Raw genomic sequence first — 19,768 nt, 5'->3', positions numbered from 1 at the left:
GGTTTCCGCCGCGCGGTGAACTACGGTGGCCGGCATGAGTGTCGATGCACACGCGAGCGCCGCTGAGGTGGCGTGCCGGGTCAGGTCCGGCGAATGGAGCGCGGTGGAGGTCGCCCAGACGGCGCTGGACGCCGCGGAGGCGTCCGAACCGGTGATCGCCGCCTTCGCCGCGCTGACCCCCGAGCGGGCCTTGGCGCAGGCAGCGGCCGTGGACGCCGCCCGCGCCCGCGGCGAGGAACTCGGCCCGTTGGCCGGGGTTCCCTGCCCGATCAAAGACCTCGCCGAGGTCGACGGGCTGCCCTATCAGGCCGGCAGCCGTGCGCTGGCCGGCAACGTGGGCCAGCGCACCGACCCGGTCGCGGCGCGGCTGATCGCCGCCGGCGCGCTGACCCTCGGCAAGACCGCGACGCCCGAGTTCGGCTTCCCCTGCTACACCGAACCCGCCGGGCGGCCCCCGACGGTCACCCCGTGGGACCGCCACCGCGGCGCCGGAGGCTCCTCGGGCGGGGCAGCCGCGGCGGTGGCCGCCGGAGTGGTCCCGATCGCGCACGCCTCCGACGGCGGCGGCAGCATCCGGATCCCGGCGTCCTCCTGCGGCATCGTCGGCCTCAAACCCTCCCGCGGCCTGGTCTCGGCGCTGCCGTTCCGCGCGCCCGGCCCGGGACTGGCCTGCGACGGCGTGGTGTCGCGGACGGTCGCCGACACCGCGTTGGGACTCGCGGTGATGGCGGGTGGTGTCCCCGCGGGGCCGGACGGTGCGGCGTCCGGTGTTCGGGCGGGATTGAGCGCTGCGGTCGGCCGTGACCCGGGACGGCTCCGGATCGGTGTCACGACGGTGCCGGTGATCTCGGACACCGCGATCGTGCATCCGGCGTGCGTCGCGGCGGTCGAGCAGGTCGCGGGCTGGCTCGCCGAGTTGGGCCACGAGATCGTCGACGCCCCGCGTGCCTTCCCCGCCCAGCGCTGGGCCGCCTTCGACGCGGTATGGACGACCGGAGCGGCGTCCCTGCCGCTGCCGGAGCAGGCCGAGGCGGCGCTCACGCCGATGACGGCCTGGCTGCGTGCCCGCGGGCGTGCCGTATCGGGTGCCGATTACGCCCGCGCGATCGCGGCCATCCAGCTGCTGGAACACGAGGTGGCCTGGAACTGGGCGGGCCTGGACGTCGTGCTCACCCCGACCCTGGCCCGTCCGCCGGCGCGCGTGGGCGAGTTGCGCGACGACGCCGACCCGGCTGCCGACTTCGCCGCACAGATCGACTACACCCCGTGGACGTCGATCGCGAACCTGACCGGACGCCCCTCGGTCAGCCTGCCGCTGGTGCGCGCGCTCATCGACGGTGTCGAGCTACCTCTCGGCGTGATGCTCACCGGCGTCCTCGGCCACGACGAGGTGCTGATCTCGCTGGCAGCCCAGCTGGAGGCGGCTCACCCGTGGCCCCTGGTGCGGCCGGTCGGCTGAGTCCGGACCACGGGCAGGAGGCGGGCATTCTCGCCGATCGCGTAGCGTGGGCGTTATGGCGTCCTGGTACCGCGACCACCCGTACGTGCAGCGTTACGGGCCCGTCGCCGCGCTTCCCGTCTACGCGCCGATGTTCGCGGTGGGCGCCGTGCTGTTCCTGATCGGCGCGGTGATCATGCCTTTCGTCGCCGTGTTCGCGTCCCGCGACACGGTCGCCGAAGGCGCGGCGGGCACCCCGCTCGTGGTGGTCTGGAACAGGAGCGACAACCGTGGCGCCGACCTGCTCATCGCCTCCAGCACACCCGTGGAACCGCGCGCGGTGACCTGCACGGCCCGCGGCGCGGACGGTACGCCGTACCGCTTCGGTCCCGAACCGGTCACGAAGCCGGCCTTCTCGCTCGACGGCGTCAGCTGGCAGCCGGTGGCCACGATCAGGTTCCTGGACAGCGGCGACTCGGTGACCTGCACCGGGGCGGGGCTCGGGGAACTGCGCGTCATCGCCGACAAGAGCACCATGCATGGGGTGCTGGCGGTCATGCTCGCCGTCGGAACCGTGGTGTCGGTGCTCATGACACTGATCGGGTTCGCGATGCGCCGCCGGGTGGCCCGGGATCCGGGCCGACGGCAGGCTTAGCGCGACGGCGCGGACCGGGACATTCGCGTCCGCAGCCAGACCGCGCCGACGAACAGGCCGACCCACCACACCGCGTCCAGCGCGAAAGCCGCGAACGGATTCCCGGTGACCTGGCCGAACAAGGCCCGGCCCGACCAGGACAACGGGTTGATCAGGTACGAGACCAGCCCGACGGCCGCGTAGGGCGGCAGCGAGGCCGGACGCCACCGTGCGGCATGCTGGGAGGCGATCAGCACGATCATCAACGACCCGGCGGTGCCGCGGAGCAGCACGGCCACGCCGACCAAGCCCTGGATGACTCCCACCGTGGCGGCGAGGAACGAGACGAGGAATACGCCGGCGGCGCTCGCCAGCGCCAGCAGGACCAGCCGACCTGGCCCCGGCGCGGTGGCCGTCCCGGGGACGGTGGGCATGGTGGGCTCCTTCCGATGGGGTAGTACGACCAGGGTAGGCGCTCGGAGGCGCCGCCGCGCAGGGCCTGGGGGCCCAGCCCGGTTGGGCCTGTCGCCTCATGCATCGGGTGAGGGCGCCAGGCGAGAATGGCATGGTCACCACCCCGAGCCAGGAGGACCCCATGCGACGACGGCCCGATCGAGGCGTGGCCACGCTCGAAAGCGTCGGCATCGTCGCATTGGCGGCGGTCTTGATCGGGGGCGTCTTCCTCAGCGGCGCGCAGACGCAGCTCGGCGATCGATTCCGCGAGGGAGTCTGCGCGATCCTCGGAATGGAGTGCGCCGGCGGGACCGAGACCGACTCACACCTGCCGACCGAGCCCTGCGTGATCTCCCAAAGCGGCTGGGGCGGCTCGCTCAACGTGGCCGTCGGGGTCAGCGTGGGCCGGGACGTGTCGGTGGTCACCGAGCAGCTCAGCGATGGCACCTATCGGGTGACCGTGCTCAGCGGAGGCAAGCTCGGTGCCGAGACGGGCATCGGGTGGGACGCGCGCGTGGAGTGGAACGGGTCGAGCTATGGGCACGACGCCAGCGCCAGCGCACAGGCCCACCTGGAGGGCAGCACCTCCCAGGTCTACACGGCGTCCTCGGCGCAGGAGGCCGAGGCCATTCAGGAGTGGGCGATCTACCAGCACTCGCGCGACCTCGTCCTCGGCAGCGGCAACCCGCTGGGCTGGGTCAGCGACGGGATCGCCTCGATGCTGGGGATGCAGGCACCGCCCACACCGGCCGCGGTCACCTACTACGGCGGCCTCACCGCTGACGCCAGCGCGCACCTGACCACCTATGCGATGTTCGGCGCGGACGGCGAACTGGGCGCGGGCTCGATCCTGGGCTACACGCAGTACGCGGACGGGAGCACCGAGGTGGTCACCAAGATCCAGGGCACCGCCCAGGTGTCGGGCAACGTGGGCCCGAAGTCCGGCCAGCTCGGGGGAACCGGCGAGATGTACACCGTCGAGACCTTCGATCCCCAGGGCAACCGCACCGGCATCACGCTGAACTACACCGGCGACGGCGCGAACGACAACACCATCACCTCCTACCACCTGCCGATCACGAACCAGTCGCAGCAGGACGCCGCCACCCGCCTGATGTGGGATCCGTTCTACTTCGGTGATTTCCAGGATCTGGCGATGAAGGAAGGCCAGGTCAACCGGGTCACCTACGCCGAAGAGGGCTGGGACGGCGCGCTGGTCGTGGGCGGACGGTTCCTGGCGGAGGTCGGTGTCGAGCTGACCGCCGAGGGGATCAGCAACCGCCCGACCCAGGCGGAGTACTGGGACGGCAACGACTGGACGCGTTGGGCTCAGTGCTTCCCGAAGTGACGCCGTCCGGCCCGGCGCCGGCCGTACTGCGACCCGCCGCTGGCGCGGCATGATGGAGGAATGATGAAGCGACGTATGGTCTGCCTCGGACTCGTCACGGCGGTCGGTCTTGGTGTGACCGCCTGTGCACCGGGCGGCGAACGCCTGCCCGACCGCCTGGAGGAGATCCGTCCCACCCAGGTGCTGCCGTCGCCGACCGCGGCGGCACCGGGCGGCTTTCAGCAAGTCGCCGGGGACCACTTCACCCTGAGCATTCCTTCCGGCTGGGCTGAGGCACCGGTCGGCAACTCGCCGATGCAGAAGGTGTACAAGGCCGCGGCGAACGAGCGGATGCTGCTGGGGATCGTCGTGGAGAAGCAGCCGCGATCAGGGGTGATCGAGCAGTCGAAGGTGACCGAGGTCGGGCTACGCTCCCGCGGCGGTACCGGCATCACCCGTAGTGAGGTGGCCTGGCCGGACGCCGAGCGCGCGATCATCCTGGATTGGCGGCAGAAGGCGGGCGGGCCCCAGGCCCCCGAGCTTCGCTACCGCCAGCTGATGATCGAGGTCAACCCGTCCCTGCTCGTCACGGTGGTGGGGGCAGCACCGGTCGATGACTTCGAGGAGAGCGGCATCCTGGCTGCCATCGAGACGTTCCGCGCGAAGGCCTGAGGCCGCCGTCGGAGGTTGTTTACTGGGGCGGGAGGACGGTGACCCGGCGGTTGGCCGCCTTGCCCGTCTCGGTCTCGTTGGGCATGGCAGGCTCAGCCTCGCCCTTGCCGTCGACGGTGAACGTGTAGCCCGATCCCAGCAGCGGTGCCAGAGCGTCGGCGACGGCCCGGGCGCGGCGCTTGGACAGGTCGAGATTGGCCAAGTCCGAGCCGTCGGAGTCGGTGTGCCCGGTCACGCTGACCGTTCCGGACCTGCCGGCGGCCTTGATCTTCTCCGCCGTCGCGGTGAGGACGGCCTGAGCGCCGGGGGTGAGGGTGGCCTGGTTGTAGTCGAACAGGACGGTGGAGTCGAGGTCGAGCTGTTCGCCGGAGGAGGTGATCGCCCCCTCCTTGGCCACGTTGCGCAGGTCGCCGGTCGACAGTGTCGCGAGGTCGGCGGTCACCTTCGCCAGGCGGTCGGCGGGGATCTCGGGCCAGCCGGTCCCGAGCGCGGGCGCCTCCTCGGTGGAGACCGGGGTCATCGCGCCGGAACTGACCGGGACGTCCTGCAGCAGCGCCTTACCGCCTAGGACGACATCGACCTGTTGGGTGGCCGGATCCAGCGCCGGCAGCAGCGCCCAGCACAGATGGGCGAGCTGGTCCCCGGCGACCGCCGGGCCCAGTGCGTCGTAGGTGCAGCCGTAGTCGAAGGTGGTCGGGCCGAGCTGGCTGTAGCCCTTCATCGCGGCGCGGTCGAGCAGGCCGAAGTTCTTGGTGAACGGAAAGCTGCCCGCGAAGCGCTGGTTGAGGACGTTGCTGCCGCCGCCCCACCAGGTGAGGCGCACCGGGGTGACGCCCTCGGGGAAGACCGCCGAATAGTAGAGGGCGGTGGCGTTGTCGAGGCGGCGGACGCCGTGCAGGCTGAGGATGAGCGGATCGGCGTGCCCGGCGTCGAACTGGTCGCGGTAGACGGCGCGGCCCAGGACCGGCACGTCCGCACTGCCGGACGGGGGCGTCTCGGCGACCCGGTCGACCGGGATCGTCAGCGGCGCGTCGATCAGCGGCGTCGCCACCTCGACCTCAGTCACGGTCGCGGGCAGCGGCCCGTAGCTGCCGAACAGCGGGGAGGGGTCGGGGCGCAGTTCGTACTGGTTGGCCGCGACCGGCGCCCAGACGCCGGACGCCATCTGGTACTGCGTCATCGAGTAGGTGACCTCGCCGGCCTTCAGCGTCGGGAGCCACGGTGAGCGCACGCGGTCGTCCAGGATGCCGCTGGCGGTCTTGGCACTCGGGTGGGTGATCACGTAGTCGAGGCGGGTGGAGGTGCCGGTGGCGCGCACCGAATACACATGGAAGGTGCCGCCTTGGAGTTCGCCCTCGGCGGTGATCGGGGCGCTGGCCACCGGCGTCGCCTCGCGCGCGCCGGCGCGAACCAGCGCGGTCGCCGCCTCGGCGGCCCCGGTGGGCGTGGACGGGGCGGGCACGGTCGGGGAGGGGGTGTGGTCGCCGTTCGTGGGCACGCACGCCACCAGGGACAGCGAGGCCAGGGACGCGACGGCGGCCAGACGGAGCTTCACGAGCGGGGATCCTCTCTGGGGCGGGACGAGCCGTCCTCCATCCTACAGCGGGGGATGGCGCGCCCCTTCGGGTCAGCGGGCCAGCGCCGGGGCGAAGTGAGACTTGATCTGCGCGTCGCTCATCTGCACCGTCACCTGCTGGTCCTCGCCGTCGACCTTGACGGGCACGGTGAACTCGCCGCAGGACGCGTTCCCTGAGTAATCCGGCGGGGGAACCGGCGGCGCGGGCGGCTCGTCCGGGTGGGGCGTCGGGGCGGGCGTGGGCTTGGGTTTGGGCTTGTCCGGCAGTGAACAGGCGCCGAGCCGGAGGCCGACGCGGGCGGTGGCGGAGGCTTCCTCACGACGGCCGGACTCGAGTCGAGCCGAACTGCGGACGCGGACCTCGAGCCGTCCGGTGGACGCCGCGTAGTGGTAGTGGACCAGGGAAGCGCCGTTGCGGGCGGCGAAGGTGCTGGCCGCGGACTGGCCCTCGCCTCCGGCAGGCAGGCCGTACCCGTTGACGAGCCGGCGCAGCAGGGTGGGCGAGTCGGCGACGATCATCTGGGCGCCGGCGAGCGCCGCGGCGTCCGCAGCGGTCTGGAGCGCCCCCGCCTGATCCTCCATCTTGGCCACCCGCTGGGTGTACCAGAAGCCGAGCGCCAGCAGTAGCACGCTGGCCATGATGATGATCGCGGTGGTGGCGATGCCCGCTTCTTTGCCGGTGTCTCGGCCCATTCGATCGTCTCTTCCCGTCTCCCTGTGATCCTGAGAAGCGTGTGGCACCGGCGATGGTGCCACACGCTTCTCAGGAGAACAACTGCTGGTCGTTCAGCGGATGGACTATCCTCAGCCGCCGATGCCGAGGATCTTGTTGGCCGCCGTCGAGAACTTCTCGGCGAGGTCGAGGTCCCCGGCGATGCCGAAGACGCCGCCGATGATGACGGCGGCCAGCAGGACCATGCCCACGTACTCGAGGATGTCCGCGCCGCGCTCACGGCGCTCGGCCAGCTTGGCCTGCAGCTCGTTGAGGGCGATCTCAGCCTTGACCGCGGAAGCAAGAATCAGGTCCGACATTGGTGTCTCCTTTGGGTCTGGGTGGGGCGGGTTGCCCATCTCGTTGACAAGAAGAAATCTACGGTCCGCGCGGGGTGTCCTCCGAGGGCCGACGGGCCCAGGTAGGGCCCAACCCGGGGCCCCCGCTCGCTAGGGCTGGGTGCCCGGACCGGTGCCCAGCCAGGTCGCGATCGCCTGTCCGCGGTTGCTGGCGGACAGCTTCATGAAGATCTGGTTGATGTGGTTCTTGACGGTCTTCTCGGTGAGGAAGAGCTCGCGGGCGATCTCCCGGTTGGACCGGCCCTGCGAGATGAGGTCCATCACCTCGGCCTGCCGGACGCTGAGTCCCCATGCGGACGCCTTGCCCGGCCGTGGGCCAGCAGCAGGCTGGTCGCCGGCCATCATCGCCGTCAGCGCCGGACCGCTGAGTGCCGCCATTCCGGACGCAGAACTCCGCACCGTGGCCGCCAGGGAGTCGGCGTCGAACGTGCCGTGCACCAGGTAGCCGGTGGCGCCGGCGGCCATGGCTTCGCGGACCACGTGCGACTCGTCGGAGAAGGTGAGCATCAGCACGCGCGCCGTCCGGGTCAGTTCGGCGACGATCGACAGACCGTCGCGCCGCGGCATCCGGACGTCGAGCAGCACGATGTCGGGCGAGGTCTGCGCCGCCATCGCCAAGGCGGCGTCCCCGTCGCCCGCCTCTCCGACCACCTCGATGCCGTCGTCCAACTCCAGCAACGTGCGAATGCCGCGGCGCATCACGGCGCTGTCGTCGACGATCAGAGTCCTAAGCCTGTTGGGCATTCCAAACCCCCTCAACCTCGATCAGACCGCGCCGGGGCGCGGAGAGCGTGACGGTGGTGCCACGCCCGGGCGTGCTGACCAGGGCGGCGGTGCCGCCCACCTTGGCCAGGCGCTCTTCCATGCCGCGACGCCCGTAGTGGCCGTCGCGTTCGGCCTCGAGGAGGCGCTCATCGCTGACACCCACCCCGTCGTCGGCGACGGTCACCCTCACGTCGTCGCTGGTGCCGTCGAGGCTGACCCGGACCAAGCGGGCGCCGGCATGCCGGCGGGCGTTCTCGAGCGCCTCGGAGACCGCCATCAGCAATTCGTAGCGGACGAGTTCGTCGGTCACCTCGATGCTCTCATCGATCTCGGTGACGATCGAGGTGCCGGTGCTCTCCTCCCAGCTGACGCACAACTGCTGCAGCATGTCGGGAAGCGAGTCGCCTGCGGGCTGGCGGCGCAGGTGCGTCATCAGCGCGCGGGCCTCGCCGATGGCGTGCGCGCTCAGGTCGCGGATCTCGAGCGCGTGCGCGGTGCTGGCCTGCTGGTCGCGGGCCACCAGCGTGGGCAGGGCGACCGCCATCATGTGCAGGCCTTGCAGCGACTTGGCCAGGGTGTCGTGCAGGTCGCGGGCCAGCCGGTCGCGCTCCTCGCTGGCAGCGGCGACGCTGACGGCCCGCTGCAGCGCGGCGCGGGCGCGGGATTCGGCTCGCGAGGACTCCTGGACGGCGAAGCCGAGCCACCACAGCACGAGGTAGCAGAACGGGATCGCCATCGCCGAAATCCCGGCGATGCCCCAGTTCTCGGTCCACAGCATGAGGTAGAGGACGATGGTGACCACGATGGTCGCGAAACCGATCAGCGGCGGCGCCCAGACGCCGACGAGGATGGCGGTGGTCATGAAGGTGAGGACGAACGGGCTGTTGCCGCCGGACAGCACCGCCACGCCGGCGAGCAGCAGCGTGTCGGCCATCACCAGCCAGGGGTGGCGGCTGACCAGCGAGTCGCCCCGGCGCGACAGCAGCAGCCACAGCGCGATCACGCCGATCGCGATCTGGCCGAGCAGGGCGGGCACGCTCACCTGCCCCAGCGAGGTGAGCACCAGCAGCAGCGAGGTGAGCCGGAGCACCAGCGCGACCCGGGTCACCTCGACCGCGACGTCTGCGGATCCCTTCCTAGCCACCGAACAGCGCTCCGAAGTCGACCCCGGAGCCGAGGATGAGGCCGGCGACGATCAGGATGAGGGTGGCGGGCACCATCACGATGGTGGTGACCAGGGTGATCCGCGGGGTGACCCCGTTCGCGCGCTGCAGGGCGCGCTGCGCGTCGGCGCGGCGCATGTCCGCCGCGATCTGGTTCAGCGCCTCCACCAGCGGGGCACCGAGCTCTTCGGCCTGCAGGTAGGCGGTGACGAACTCCTCCATGGCCTCCGACCCGGACCGGTCGCGCAGGTTCTTGAACGCCGAGCGCACCGTGGCGCCGTTGGCGATCTGGTGCAGGGAGGTGGTGATCTCCTCGCCGAGCGGGCCGCCGAACCGCTCGGCGACGGTCGCGATGGCGGACCGGAAGCCGATGCCGGCGCTCACCGTGACCGCGAGAACGTCGAGGAAGTCGGGCAGGTCGCGGTCGATCTGCTCGCGGCGCTTGCGTGCCAGCGTGGTCAACCGGATCAGCGGCCACAGGACGGCGAGGGCCACCACCCCGAAGATCAGCGCCCCGAAGCCCGCTTGGGCGTAGATCAGCGCCAGCGGGAGCGCGGCCAGCAGCAGGCCGGCCTGCTGTGCCAGCACGCCGTCCACGGTGACACCGTCCGGGCGTCCGGCGAGGTCGATCTGGCGCTGCAGGCGGCGCAGTGCGGTGGCGGGCAGCGCGCGCCGGACCAGCGGCACGAACCGGGTTCCCAGCCGTGCGAACACATTGCGTTTGGTTCCGGGCGAGGTGGAGCGCAGCACGCTGGCGTCGATCAGCTCGGCCGGGTCGATGGCATCGACGGGGTTGTAGCGCCAGCCCCGGAGGCCGACCGCCAATAGCCATACGGCCAGCGCGGCCACCAGGCCGGGAATGGCGCCGATCAGCAGGTTGATCACGGCTCCACCTTCGCCATCGCCCGGATCACCAGGTAGCCGACCGAGAACAACAGCCCGGCCGCCGCGAGCGACAGCACGCCGGCCGGTGATTGGGTCATCGCCTGCACCGTCCCGGGCTGGATCAGGTTCAGCACGAAGAGCAGCGCGATGCCGATCACCAGGATCGCGTTGGCCGTGGCCATCGGGCCGCTCAGCGTCGTCTTGATCTGGCGGCGGGTCTCCTTGCGCTGCTCCAGGCTGCGGGCGATGTCGCGCAGTGCGGTGACCAGCGAACCGCCGCTGCGGGAGGACACGATGAGCGTGGCGATCAGCACGCCGGCCTCGCGCGAGCGGACGCGCTGCCGGAATTCCTGCAGCGCGGACTCCAGCGGTGCCCCGAACCGGAGCCGGTCGGCGATCCGGGCGAGCTCGCCCCGCGCGGGTTCGGCCAGTTCACGGCTCGCGACGGCCAGCGCGGTGGGCAGCGACAGCCCGGCGTAGGAGGCGTTGGCCAGGATGCGGGCCAGCTCCGGCATCTGCGCGACGATCGCGTCCTGCCGCCGCTGCTGGGCGCGGTGCAGGTACGCCCGCACCAGGACGAACCCCGCGACCATGCCGAGGATGGCCAGTGCGGGCGCCAGGAACCTCCAGATCATCCAGGTGATGCCGGCCCCGACCGCGAGCGTGACGAGCGCCACCACCAGCGGCGGGAAGGACAGGCCGGCGAGATCCAGTTCGCCGGCGAACCAGCGGCCGGGCCGGGTCCTGCGGAACCGCGCGTCCCACGCCCGGAGCGCGGAGGTGACCTGCTCCTCCTGGCTCTCCAATTCGGCGGCGGCCACATAGCGGCGCCGGTCGCGGGCGATGCGGAGCAGCTCGCGGATGCCGAGCAGGAGGGTGACCGCGACGGCGGCGGCGAGCACCGGGATGAGGGGGGCGAACGTCATGCCTGATGCCCCCACCACTCGTCGAGGTCGTCGTGCTCGGCGGAGAGCCGTCGCCGCAGCCCTTCGGGAAGGGGGTGGTGCACGAAGCGGCCGTCACGGTTGCGATGGGAGCCGTTCCACTCCAGCACGGGCTCCAGGCGGAATGGCTCGTGCCGGCGCGAGGCGACGTAGGCCACCTCGGTGACCCGGCGGCGTCCGTCGGAGCTGCGCCCCAGTTGCACGATCAGGTCGATGGCGGAGTTCACCTGGTCGCGCACGGCCTGGAACGGGATCTGTACGTCCGACATCGTCGCCAGCGTCTCCAGCCGGCTCAGGGCGTCCTCGGCGCTGTTCGCGTGCACCGTGGTGAGCGAGCCCTCGTGGCCGGTGTTCATCGCCTGCAGCATGTCGAGCGCCTCCCCGCCGCGGCACTCGCCGACGACGATCCGGTCCGGGCGCATCCGCAGCGAGTTCCGGACCAGGTCGCGGATGGTCACCTGTCCGCGGCCCTCCGCATTGGGCGGGCGCGTCTCCAGGCGCACGGTGTGCGGCTGGTTGAGGCTCAGCTCGGCGGCGTCCTCGACCGTCACGATGCGCTCGGAGGGATCGATGAACGACGACAGCGCATTGAGCATCGTCGTCTTGCCCGAGCCGGTGCCGCCCGACACCACGATGCTGAACCGGGACTGCACGCAGATGCGGAGCAAGCGTGCCATCGGCTCGGTGACGCTGCCCCATTCGATCAGCCGCTCCAGCGAGATCGCCTGCGGGAAGAGCCGGATCGTCACCGTCGGGCCATCGAGTGCCAGCGGAGGCAGCACCACGTTGACGCGGGCTCCGCGCGGCATCCGCGAGTCGGCCGGCAGGCGGGCGTCCGCCATCGGGCTGGACTCGTCGACGCGGCGGTTCACCGTCGAGACGATCCGGTCGATCGTCTGCATCAGTTGCTCTTCGCTGGTGAAGGCGCCCGGCCAGCGTTCGAGGACGCCGGCGCGCTCGACGTAGATCGTCCGGTAGCCGTTGATCATGATCTCGCTGACCGAGGCGTCGGCGAGGATCGGTTCCAGGACGCCGAGCCCGACCGCCTCGTCCACCACGCGGCGGATCAGCCGGTTGCGCGCCGACGTCGAGAGGATGACGCCCTCGCGCGACACCAGGTGGGCGATGACGCGCTCCAGGCGCGCGCGCCGCTGATTCGCGTCGAGCTTGCTCAACTCGTTGAGGTCGACTTCTTCCAGCAGCATCCGCCGGAAGGTCATGATCAGGCCGTCGTCCTCCGCCTGGGGGCCGGTGTCGCCCGGACTCGCGCCGACGAAGGACGCGTAGCTGCGGGCGCTCATCGGTACGCGGGCATGTCAACGGTGCGGCTGACATGGCCGAGGTTGAAGATGGGCACGATCGAGGGCACCGACACCGTCACCGTGTAGGAGTACCCGTCGCCGACGCGTGAGCCGGTCACCGACACCGGAGACAGGCCGCCGGGGAGCGCACCGGCCGCGGCGGCCTGCGGGCTGTGGCCCAAGGATGCGGCCCGGGCGGCGGCGCGGGCGGCGTCGTGGGTGGAGAGCGCGGTCCAGCCGACCAGGCCGAACTGCAGGGCGATCGCGCCGACCAGCATCAGGATGGGGGCCCCGGCGACGAACTCCAAGGCGGCGGTTCCGCGTTCGCGGAGGGTGCGGTGCTTGCTCATGACGGCTCCTGGACCACGGTGTGGGTGGAACTGATGCTGGGCAGCAGGGACATCCCGGGCGGCAGGTGGAGCGTGACGCGGACGGTGCCCGAGCCGCCCGAGACGGCCACGCCGCTGGAGAAGGGCTCCGGGATGGTGCTGCGTGCGGCCTGGGTGGCCTGGGTGATATTGCCCGAGATGGCGTAGCTGCGGGTCGCCTCGGTCGAGGCCTGCCCGAGCCAGAGCGCGCCCAGGCCGAGGACGGCCACCTGCCACATCACCACGGCGATGCCGAGCGCCATCGGGATCACCGCGACGTTCTCCAAGGTGATGGCACCGGCTTCCTTGCTGCGGCGCAGCGAGAACCGGCGGCGCTTGCCGGGTTCGGCCGGCTCGGGGTCGCTGAGCGGTGCGATCGCCCGCCGTGCCGTCGGCTGGGCGCCGATCGTGGCGAGTTCGGTGCGCACGCGCGCCATCAGCTTCCACCAGTTGGTGTCGGCCACCGCTTGAGGGTCGCGTTCGTTGACGGCCGGCTCCAGCACGCGGGTGAGGAGCGGGATGTGGCTGCCGAGGACGGCGGCCGTGGTCAGCTTGGGCACCGCATCGGCGGGGAAGATCGACGAGCGGTCCACCTTGTTGACCAGCACCCGCAGTTCGGCCTCGTGCCGGACGCCGAGGGCCTCCCAGGCCAGGATCCGCTTGCGCATCGCCCGCAGGGTGAGCACGTCGGGGGTGGTCACCACGACCGTGTCGTCGGAGAGCTCGATGGCGGCGCCCTGCGCCGGTGACACGTAACCGCCGGCGTCCAGGATGATCAGGTCGAAGTCGCGCCGGAGCAGCGCCACGATGGCGCGCAGGGCCTCGGGGGTGACCGCCTCCGACTGGCGCACGTCGATCGGGGCCAGCAGCACGTGGATCCCGCTCTCGTGCTCGATGACGGCATCGCTGACGGTGGTGGCCGACAGGTCGTGGTAGACCTTCGCCAGGTCGGCGACCGAGACCGACTGGCGAACGTCGAGGAGCGCGCTCACGTCGCCCTTCTCGATGTCCAGGTCGACCACGCAGACGCGCGACCGGGGATGGTTGGCGTGGTGGTCGATGGCCAGGTGGAGCGCCATCGTGGTGACGCCCACGCCGCCCTTGGCGCCGACGAAGGTGAGGACGGTGCCCCGCTCGCGCTGGGCCGCGGCGGCCGCGCCCTCGAGGATGCTGTGCATCTGCCGGGACCAGTCCAGGGCGTCCTGGACGCGGGAGGAGAAGTCCTCGAAGGCGAAGGGGAACGCCACCACGCCGCGGGCGCCCGCCTCGAGCGCCCGGATGACGGTGCTGCTGGAGCGTTCGGGCGAGACCTGGATGATCGCGGAGGCGGGGTGCCGGATGGTGAGGTCGCGGATCACCGCCGTGGCCGGCTCGGGGCCGAGCTCGTCGTGCAGCAGCACCAGGTCGGGCTCCAGCCGGGTCACGTACTCGGCCAGCCGGCCGGTGTCGGCCGCGACCGCGGACACCTCCACGTCCGGCAGCTCGTCCAGCAGCGACCTGAGATCGGAGACCAGGTTCTCGTTGGCCATGCCGATCACGACTTTGGTGCTCATCGGTTACCCTCCGGAATCGCCTCGCCACCCAGGTGGCTCGCATCGAACACGTCGATCTCGTCGGTGCGGTTGACGCCGACGTCGGACGGCAGCGCTACCAGCCGGACCTCCTGCGCGAACGCCGCGGCGTAGCTCACCGACAGCGCCGCCTCCGGTTCGAGGGCCAGCGTCACCGGGATCACCTGATCCTCGCGGACGCCTTGGGCGTTCTGCTGGGTCACCGTCTGCTGGCCCGCGATCGAGACCACGCGCACATTGCGCTGCAGGATCCGCACCTGCTTCGGCAGGCCGGGGACTTCGCTGAACACCGCGTAGACATCCACGCGGTCGCCGGGCCGCACGCGGCCGGCGACGCCCGTGACGGGATTGACGTTGATCGCCAGCTCGCGCTCGGTCGACGACAGCGACGAGTTGGGGATCAACATGTCGGAGTTGATCGTGCTGCCGGCGTTCAGGCGGAAGCCGACCCGGCGTCCGGTGAGTTCGCTGAGGCTCACGATCGAGGACTCCGAAGCCCACCGGCGCGGCACCTCGACGGGCTCGATGTTGTCGGCCGACAGCGGCGTGTACGGGTCGATCGGGGTCTTGGCGCGGTAGACGGTCACCCGCTGGCCCACCTGGCTGTTGACGTCAGCGACGAACGTCGACACCGCGAAGAAGGTGCCGAGAGCGATCAGGAGGGCCACCGCCATGAACAGCAGACCTCGGCGTTGGCGTGGATTCACTCGTGAACACTCCTTGCGGTGACGACATGGCAGAACGGGCAAGCGCTCTGATGAAGGGGCTGGCGGCACACCCGGCACGCGACCGCGGCAGGCCCGGGCAGCGGCACGGGGGCGCCGTCGTCGACGACGAACTCGACGCCCGCGCTGCCGTAGGCGTCCCGGATGGGCGGCCCCGGACGCTCCTGGAGCTCCAGGCCGGGGAACGTCGCACGCAGCGCGTGCACGACCGTCTCCTCGGCGCCCGGCCCGACCAGCAGACGACCAGACGCCGGGGCGTCCGCGATCGCAACGGCGGCCTTGTGAATGCCCGGTTCGGGGCCGAGCACCGCGACGAAGCGTGGGCCGCCGGGGAACATCGAACGCACATACTGACCGAAACCCGGGTTCGGGCCGCTCATCGACACCACCGACTTCAGCCAGGCCCCGGACCAGTCGCGTGCGGCGAGGGTGTCGAAGGCGGCGATGCGGGAGCTCGGGTCGGTGTCGAGTCCGACGACCCGCGAGGCGTGCGCGAGCGCCGCCAGCGCGCTGCACGGCACGGTCCGGGTGGCCACGAGCATGTTGCGGCGGGCGCCGGTGATCACGTTCGCCACGTAGTGCAGCGGGCGCTTGCTGGTCGTGCGGCCCACCAGGAGGACAGCGCCGATCTGCCGCTCGTCGAGCCAGGCGACCATCTCGGGCCCGGCGTGCGGGCCCACGACGAGCGTCGCGCCGTCGGACCCGTCGGGCCACGGCGCGAGGTGCTGAGGGGCGAGGCCGGGATCAACCCAGGCAACGGCCATTCTCATGGCTGCGACTCCTGTCGTTGAGTGGGGGCCACGGTAGCGGGATCGCGACGCGGGGCCGGAGGGCGTTCAAATCCGCGTGGGTGCGAGCTTGAGCGCTGTTGGTGCCAGAATGGGTGATTATGGCCCGACCGTTGCGCAGAGTGAAGAAGCGCCACGGCCGCGCCGATTTCCGCCGGCGTCGCGGGATCGCGGCGGTCGTGTCGCTCGTTCTCGCCGTGCTCGGGCTCAGCCTGGTGACCGTCGGCGTCATCGCCTGGTCGTCGCCTCGCCAGGATCCCGCACTGTTGAGCCGCGAGGTCTGGGTGCCGGTGCGCCCGACGCCCTGGTTCGATCCCGGCACCACGATCTTCGCGGTGACTCGTCCCACCGCGATGCCCACCGCCGAGCAGCTCAACTGCTCGCTGCGGACGCCGGACGGCGTAGTCACCCCGCTGGCCCGGCTCGCCGATGCGGACCGCCTCGGCTCGCGCGTGAAGAGCGGTGTGTCGCTGAGCCCGGTGCTGGACGTGGGACGCACCGGGGCTGGCACCGAGCTCGCGTGCGCGGGTCTCGCGCTCGATGACGGCGAGGTGTGGCTGCTGCCGACGCTGCCGTTCATGTCGACCACGCCGTTGTCGGTGGTGATCGCGGGCGTCGGCTGCTTCGGGTTGGCGCTGCTGATCAATCCCCGCGCCCGCGGCCAGCACCGCGCCTGAACCTCCGCCGCTCACCCGAGCGCCCCCGTGACCAGCGCGAACGCGCCCGGCGCGCAGAAGACGATGGCGGCGCCCAGCGCCATGTGCGGGCCGAAGGCGATCTCCGTCTTACGTCCCGCCCGCCGCGCGAGCATCAGGATTCCTCCGAGCAGCAGTGCGCTGAGATAGGCGGCCAGCGTGCTGACGAACACGTGCGGCCATGACAGCAGACCGCAGGCCAGGCCGAGGCTGACCGCCAGCTTCGCGTCGCCCAGGCCCATGCCGGCTCCGCGGCCGATCAGCACCTGAACGAAATAGAAGGCACCGAGCGCGAGGCCGGCCTGCACCGCGCGCCACGCGTCGCCGAGCGCGTTCTCCATCACGGCGACCACGACGACGCCCGCGAGGGTGACCGGGATCAGCGGCAGCGTGATCGCGTCGGGCAGCCGCCGCACGTCGAGGTCGATCGCGGCGAGGACGCCGAGCACGATGCAGTAGCCCGACAGCAGGATGGCGGTGGGGATGGACAGCTGCCACCAGCCGGCCACGATGAGCCCGACGGCGAACGGCAACACGGCGATCAGCCATCCTGTGTTGAGCAGTCTCAGATCGCGTTCGTCGTCGTAGCGGTAGCGGCGGCGGCGCAGCCAAACGTCCGCGCCCATCCCCGCGATCAGGCCGACCAGAAAGCCGGCGCCCGTGACGGCCATCATTATTCGCACCCCGTCCAGGTCTGCCAGGAATCGCCGTCCCAGTACTGGGCCGGTGGGGCATCCTTGCGCGCCTGCTTCATCGTCGCTCCTAGTTCAGCCAATGCGACCGGGGATCCGCCGTCGGCCAGCCCGGCGCCCGGGGCGCGGGACACGTAGCCTGCCTCGGCGGCGGCCGCACGGAAGGCGTCCAGTGGGCCGGCGTCCGCGAGCGGACCGGCCGGTGGCCCCGGCGCGTAGGCGTAGCGCCGCTCAGAGGCGACGCCCAGTCCGGTCAGCAGCGCCTCGGCGTCGCTCGCGGAGGCGTCCGAGGTGACCGGCAATGAACTGACCTGGCCGCCCACGCCGGTGCGCGTCGCGCGCACTTCGGTGACGAAGCCGCCGGCGTCGCGGTCGAGTTCGATCACCACGCCCGCGCGATCGGCGCTGGTCATCCCCCCGACGAGCAGCTCGGTGCTGCCGCCACCCTGCCAGGTGGTGGTGCCGACGCTCACCGCCGTGCCCTGCGCGGTGACGGCCTGGGCAAGGTCATAGGCGTAGGACGAGGGCATCAGCCCGGGGCCTGAGGATTCCCACACCCCGGTCGGAACGGGCGCCGCCGGCTCGCCGGCGGCGGTGAACAGCAGCGATCCGGTCGCCGCCCAGACATCGGCCGCCGGGTGACCGCCGGCCCCGAACCAGGATTCCTGCCGTTGCTGCCGCTGCAGGCCGGCGAGCAGGGTGCCCAGCTCCGCCTGCGAGGCCGCCGTGTAGACGCGAGCCCGCGACGCGCTCGCCCGCGGTCCCGCCGCCGCGGCGGCCAGCGCGGGGGTGATCGTGCCGGCGTCCCCCGCGGTGACGGTGTAGGCGCCGCCGGCGGACTCCGCGACCACAACCGGTGTTCCGGCGCCCAGATCGACCCGGTAGCTGAGCCGGGTGGCGCCCGAGGGACCCGTGGTGGGCACGGTGCAGCGCGCGGCGTCCTCGAACCCGGCCGGCACACGTGGATCGACACACGAGCCGCCGGTCACCGTGCAGAAGCCGTACGAGGCCGTCGCGGCCACCCGCCCCTCGGAGACGACGGCGAGCAGGCTCGCCGCGAGCACGCCGGACAGGGCCACCATGCCGACGGTTTGCAGCACGCTGACGCCGCGCTCGGCGCGAGAGGGGAGAACAGGCATGGGCACGACCTCAGCTCATGACCGAGAAGGTCGAGGAGGAACGGGGGAGGTCGGTGGTCTCGAACAGGGCGTCGGGCGCAAACGCCACGACGCTGAAGATCACGCCGTCGTTGGCCTGCACCATCAGCTGCTCGATGCGGCGCGCCTCGCCTCCGCCGCGAGGAGCCTCCTGCCACACTACGAACTGCGCCGAGCGGGCCCCCGGCCAGGTGAGCCCCACACGTGCGGCGTCGACGTCCTCGTCGCGCAGGCGGCGGACGAGCGCGGCGGCCTGCTGCTCGGCCGACTGGGTCGGCGCCGCCTCCCGCACCACGGTGATCGCGGTGGAGAGGGCTTCGCCCGGGTGTGGCGCCCGCCACTGGCTCACGGTCACGCCGTTGGGGAAGGCGGTGATGACCTCCTCATAGGAGGACGGGACGCCGAGCCGGAAGCCCGCACCGCTCACCCGGCGGTAGTCGAGCGGAGGCTCGGTGGGCTGCAGAGGCTGGTCCTCGGGGGCGGGCGTCGGAACGGCCGGGGTCTCCGGGGTACCGCTCGCGCATCCGGTGAGGAGTGCGAGCGTGGCCGTCAGCGTGCCGGCGATCGCGGTGCGCGCGAGGCCGATCGAGGACCGTTCGCCCATGGCACCTCACCACCTCTCGCCGCGTCGACACTCGTCTCCGCCGGTAGCATAGGAGCGATCGCGCCCGGTAGCCGAGGGCCCTGAGGCCCAGCGGTGGGCCCGTCCTCACCGGCCGCGGGCCCACTCCGGCTACTCCGGGCGATCAACGGCTCTCACTGAGGTAGGCGTAACTGGTCCCGATCCACCAGAGGAAGGGCTCGGAAGTGGTCACGTGGTTCAGCGCCTCCTCGTCGAAGGATCCCTCCTGCAGCCAGAACCTCGACGACCCCGGGGTGGGGGGCGCGTTGAGCCGGCGAGCCTCGTCGATGCTGGTGAACCAACGGACGGTCAGGTTGATGCCGGAGCACCCTCCCGCGACGTAGACCCCACCGCCGCCGTGGGCGACATCGCGGCCGAGTTGCTCGTCGGTCAGTTGCGCGCCGGTACAGCCCGCGGCCGCGAGCGCCTGCCGCATCGCGGCGACCGCGTCGGTGACGCTCGCGGCTTGAGGCTCGACGAGCACATGACGCTCGACCTGGCATTTCAGCGGCGCCCGCTGCCAGGGGGTGCTCTCGCCCTTGGAGACACACCAGTCCGCGGGACGCCGGGCGACGATCTCGCCGAGGGCCTCGAAGGCGCGCAGAGCGCGCTCGCTCCGGGTGATGCCTTCGCGCCGTTCGATGGCGGCCGCGCCGCTCTGCGCGTGCTGATGAGGATCGGCGGCACATCCGGCGAGCAGCGTGATCGCCATGACCAGGGCCATGGGCGCGATGGTCCGTCGCGCGACGTTCATGGCGTCCTCCTTCGGGTCGCCTGCCCACCACGGGCGCCCTGGTGCCGGCTCGTCGCGGCACCGGCCGGACGGGCGGTCAGAACGGGCGTGCCGCGGCGGGCGGCTCCTGGGGGCAGGTTGTCTTTCCGCACCACTACCTTGGCAGCCTGGGGAGGGGCGGGCGAGGG

General features: G+C 71.6%; 22 protein-coding genes. 5 read left to right on the top strand and 17 right to left on the bottom strand.

The genetic code is table 11. The features are described from left to right. Positions 1-34 precede the first annotated feature (34 nt). Positions 35-1,459, top strand: a complete 1,425-nt coding sequence (locus tag QM708_RS04630) for an amidase (protein WP_415104848.1) — start codon at positions 35-37, stop codon at positions 1,457-1,459. Positions 1,460-1,514: 55 nt separating this feature from the next. Beyond that, positions 1,515-2,093, top strand: a complete 579-nt coding sequence (locus QM708_RS04625) for a hypothetical protein (RefSeq protein ID WP_415104846.1) — start codon at positions 1,515-1,517, stop codon at positions 2,091-2,093. Here QM708_RS04625 and QM708_RS04620 read toward each other — a convergent pair. Next, positions 2,090-2,506 carry a hypothetical protein gene (locus QM708_RS04620; protein ID WP_415104844.1) on the bottom strand — a complete coding sequence of 139 codons (417 nt, stop codon included), beginning with the start codon at positions 2,504-2,506 and terminating at the stop codon, positions 2,090-2,092. The two genes, QM708_RS04625 and QM708_RS04620, sit on opposite strands and share 4 nt — an antisense overlap. Before the next feature lie 161 nt (positions 2,507-2,667). Here QM708_RS04620 and QM708_RS04615 point away from each other — a divergent pair, with 161 nt between their 5' ends. Both QM708_RS04615 and QM708_RS04610 read left to right on the top strand, forming a co-directional pair. Further along, positions 2,668-3,873 (top strand): hypothetical protein, encoded by a 1,206-nt coding sequence (locus QM708_RS04615; protein WP_415104842.1) that lies wholly within the window; start codon positions 2,668-2,670, stop codon positions 3,871-3,873. Between the two features lie 63 nt (positions 3,874-3,936). After that, positions 3,937-4,524 (top strand): hypothetical protein, encoded by a 588-nt coding sequence (locus QM708_RS04610; RefSeq protein WP_415104840.1) that lies wholly within the window; start codon positions 3,937-3,939, stop codon positions 4,522-4,524. Between the two features lie 19 nt (positions 4,525-4,543). Here the strand turns inward: QM708_RS04610 and QM708_RS04605 are convergent, their stop codons facing one another. The 12 genes from QM708_RS04605 to QM708_RS04550 all read right to left on the bottom strand — a co-directional run bounded on the left by QM708_RS04605 (position 4,544) and on the right by QM708_RS04550 (position 15,663). Further along, a complete protein-coding gene (locus tag QM708_RS04605) occupies positions 4,544-6,079 on the bottom strand; it encodes an OmpA family protein (protein WP_415104838.1) in 1,536 nt (511 codons plus the stop codon). Positions 6,080-6,151: 72 nt separating this feature from the next. Continuing rightward, the gene (locus QM708_RS04600; protein ID WP_415104836.1) at positions 6,152-6,793 is read right to left on the bottom strand and encodes a pilus assembly protein TadG-related protein; all 642 of its coding nucleotides are present in this window, start codon (positions 6,791-6,793) and stop codon (positions 6,152-6,154) included. 111 nt (positions 6,794-6,904) lie between these two features. Next, complete coding sequence (locus QM708_RS04595; RefSeq protein ID WP_415104834.1) at positions 6,905-7,132, bottom strand: hypothetical protein; 228 nt, start codon at positions 7,130-7,132, stop codon at positions 6,905-6,907. 129 nt (positions 7,133-7,261) lie between these two features. Further along, entirely contained in the window at positions 7,262-7,915 is a 654-nt protein-coding gene (locus QM708_RS04590; RefSeq protein WP_415104832.1) for a response regulator, read from the bottom strand. Continuing rightward, complete coding sequence (locus QM708_RS04585) at positions 7,899-9,080, bottom strand: sensor histidine kinase (RefSeq protein WP_415104830.1); 1,182 nt, start codon at positions 9,078-9,080, stop codon at positions 7,899-7,901. Before QM708_RS04585 ends, QM708_RS04590 begins: the two co-directional genes overlap by 17 nt. Then, positions 9,073-9,984, bottom strand: coding sequence for a type II secretion system F family protein (locus QM708_RS04580; RefSeq protein WP_415104828.1), 912 nt, complete (start codon positions 9,982-9,984; stop codon positions 9,073-9,075). The genes QM708_RS04585 and QM708_RS04580 overlap by 8 nt, the downstream gene beginning before the upstream one ends. Further along, on the bottom strand, positions 9,981-10,910 hold the full coding sequence (locus QM708_RS04575; RefSeq protein ID WP_415104826.1) for a type II secretion system F family protein: 930 nt from the start codon (positions 10,908-10,910) through the stop codon (positions 9,981-9,983). Before QM708_RS04575 ends, QM708_RS04580 begins: the two co-directional genes overlap by 4 nt. After that, positions 10,907-12,229, bottom strand: a complete 1,323-nt coding sequence (locus QM708_RS04570; RefSeq protein WP_415104824.1) for a CpaF family protein — start codon at positions 12,227-12,229, stop codon at positions 10,907-10,909. The genes QM708_RS04575 and QM708_RS04570 overlap by 4 nt, the downstream gene beginning before the upstream one ends. Then, positions 12,226-12,579 (bottom strand): TadE/TadG family type IV pilus assembly protein, encoded by a 354-nt coding sequence (locus QM708_RS04565; protein WP_415104822.1) that lies wholly within the window; start codon positions 12,577-12,579, stop codon positions 12,226-12,228. Before QM708_RS04565 ends, QM708_RS04570 begins: the two co-directional genes overlap by 4 nt. Continuing rightward, a complete protein-coding gene (locus tag QM708_RS04560) occupies positions 12,576-14,150 on the bottom strand; it encodes an AAA family ATPase (RefSeq protein ID WP_415104820.1) in 1,575 nt (524 codons plus the stop codon). The genes QM708_RS04565 and QM708_RS04560 overlap by 4 nt, the downstream gene beginning before the upstream one ends. Further along, positions 14,147-14,875, bottom strand: coding sequence for a Flp pilus assembly protein CpaB (gene cpaB / locus QM708_RS04555; RefSeq protein ID WP_415104818.1), 729 nt, complete (start codon positions 14,873-14,875; stop codon positions 14,147-14,149). Before cpaB ends, QM708_RS04560 begins: the two co-directional genes overlap by 4 nt. After that, complete coding sequence (locus QM708_RS04550; protein ID WP_415104816.1) at positions 14,872-15,663, bottom strand: hypothetical protein; 792 nt, start codon at positions 15,661-15,663, stop codon at positions 14,872-14,874. Before QM708_RS04550 ends, cpaB begins: the two co-directional genes overlap by 4 nt. A gap of 140 nt (positions 15,664-15,803) precedes the next feature. Here QM708_RS04550 and QM708_RS04545 point away from each other — a divergent pair, with 140 nt between their 5' ends. Then, positions 15,804-16,358, top strand: a complete 555-nt coding sequence (locus QM708_RS04545) for a hypothetical protein (protein ID WP_415104814.1) — start codon at positions 15,804-15,806, stop codon at positions 16,356-16,358. 11 nt (positions 16,359-16,369) lie between these two features. Here QM708_RS04545 and QM708_RS04540 read toward each other — a convergent pair whose 3' ends face one another. From QM708_RS04540 to QM708_RS04525, 4 genes are all read right to left on the bottom strand, one after another. Continuing rightward, positions 16,370-17,050: a prepilin peptidase gene (locus QM708_RS04540; RefSeq protein ID WP_415104812.1), complete on the bottom strand. Its 681-nt coding sequence runs from the start codon at positions 17,048-17,050 to the stop codon at positions 16,370-16,372. Then, entirely contained in the window at positions 17,050-18,207 is a 1,158-nt protein-coding gene (locus QM708_RS04535) for a hypothetical protein (protein ID WP_415104810.1), read from the bottom strand. Before QM708_RS04535 ends, QM708_RS04540 begins: the two co-directional genes overlap by 1 nt. A 10-nt stretch (positions 18,208-18,217) precedes the next feature. Then, entirely contained in the window at positions 18,218-18,829 is a 612-nt protein-coding gene (locus tag QM708_RS04530) for a hypothetical protein (RefSeq protein ID WP_415104808.1), read from the bottom strand. 142 nt (positions 18,830-18,971) lie between these two features. Further along, entirely contained in the window at positions 18,972-19,601 is a 630-nt protein-coding gene (locus QM708_RS04525; protein ID WP_415104806.1) for a hypothetical protein, read from the bottom strand. Between the last annotated feature and the right edge of the window lie 167 nt (positions 19,602-19,768).

The organism is Propioniciclava sp., from assembly GCF_047602245.1.
GTDB lineage: Bacteria > Actinomycetota > Actinomycetes > Propionibacteriales > Propionibacteriaceae > Propioniciclava.
This window is presented reverse-complemented; position numbering and strand designations above follow the sequence as displayed.

Excerpts from the sequence above, each read along its gene's own strand:
- QM708_RS04550 (WP_415104816.1), bottom strand. The coding sequence starts at position 15,663 with ATGAGAATGGCCGTTGCCTGGGTTGATCCCGGCCTCGCCCCTCAGCAC.
- QM708_RS04565 (WP_415104822.1), bottom strand. The coding sequence starts at position 12,579 with ATGAGCAAGCACCGCACCCTCCGCGAACGCGGAACCGCCGCCTTGGAG.
- QM708_RS04530 (WP_415104808.1), bottom strand. The coding sequence starts at position 18,829 with ATGGGCGAACGGTCCTCGATCGGCCTCGCGCGCACCGCGATCGCCGGC.
- QM708_RS04560 (WP_415104820.1), bottom strand. The coding sequence starts at position 14,150 with ATGAGCACCAAAGTCGTGATCGGCATGGCCAACGAGAACCTGGTCTCC.
- QM708_RS04525 (WP_415104806.1), bottom strand. The coding sequence starts at position 19,601 with ATGAACGTCGCGCGACGGACCATCGCGCCCATGGCCCTGGTCATGGCG.
- QM708_RS04575 (WP_415104826.1), bottom strand. The coding sequence starts at position 10,910 with ATGACGTTCGCCCCCCTCATCCCGGTGCTCGCCGCCGCCGTCGCGGTC.
- QM708_RS04590 (WP_415104832.1), bottom strand. The coding sequence starts at position 7,915 with ATGCCCAACAGGCTTAGGACTCTGATCGTCGACGACAGCGCCGTGATG.
- QM708_RS04625 (WP_415104846.1), top strand. The coding sequence starts at position 1,515 with ATGGCGTCCTGGTACCGCGACCACCCGTACGTGCAGCGTTACGGGCCC.
- QM708_RS04615 (WP_415104842.1), top strand. The coding sequence starts at position 2,668 with ATGCGACGACGGCCCGATCGAGGCGTGGCCACGCTCGAAAGCGTCGGC.
- QM708_RS04570 (WP_415104824.1), bottom strand. The coding sequence starts at position 12,229 with ATGAGCGCCCGCAGCTACGCGTCCTTCGTCGGCGCGAGTCCGGGCGAC.
- QM708_RS04600 (WP_415104836.1), bottom strand. The coding sequence starts at position 6,793 with ATGGGCCGAGACACCGGCAAAGAAGCGGGCATCGCCACCACCGCGATC.
- QM708_RS04630 (WP_415104848.1), top strand. The coding sequence starts at position 35 with ATGAGTGTCGATGCACACGCGAGCGCCGCTGAGGTGGCGTGCCGGGTC.
- QM708_RS04540 (WP_415104812.1), bottom strand. The coding sequence starts at position 17,050 with ATGATGGCCGTCACGGGCGCCGGCTTTCTGGTCGGCCTGATCGCGGGG.
- QM708_RS04620 (WP_415104844.1), bottom strand. The coding sequence starts at position 2,506 with ATGCCCACCGTCCCCGGGACGGCCACCGCGCCGGGGCCAGGTCGGCTG.
- QM708_RS04535 (WP_415104810.1), bottom strand. The coding sequence starts at position 18,207 with ATGCCTGTTCTCCCCTCTCGCGCCGAGCGCGGCGTCAGCGTGCTGCAA.
- QM708_RS04610 (WP_415104840.1), top strand. The coding sequence starts at position 3,937 with ATGAAGCGACGTATGGTCTGCCTCGGACTCGTCACGGCGGTCGGTCTT.
- QM708_RS04595 (WP_415104834.1), bottom strand. The coding sequence starts at position 7,132 with ATGTCGGACCTGATTCTTGCTTCCGCGGTCAAGGCTGAGATCGCCCTC.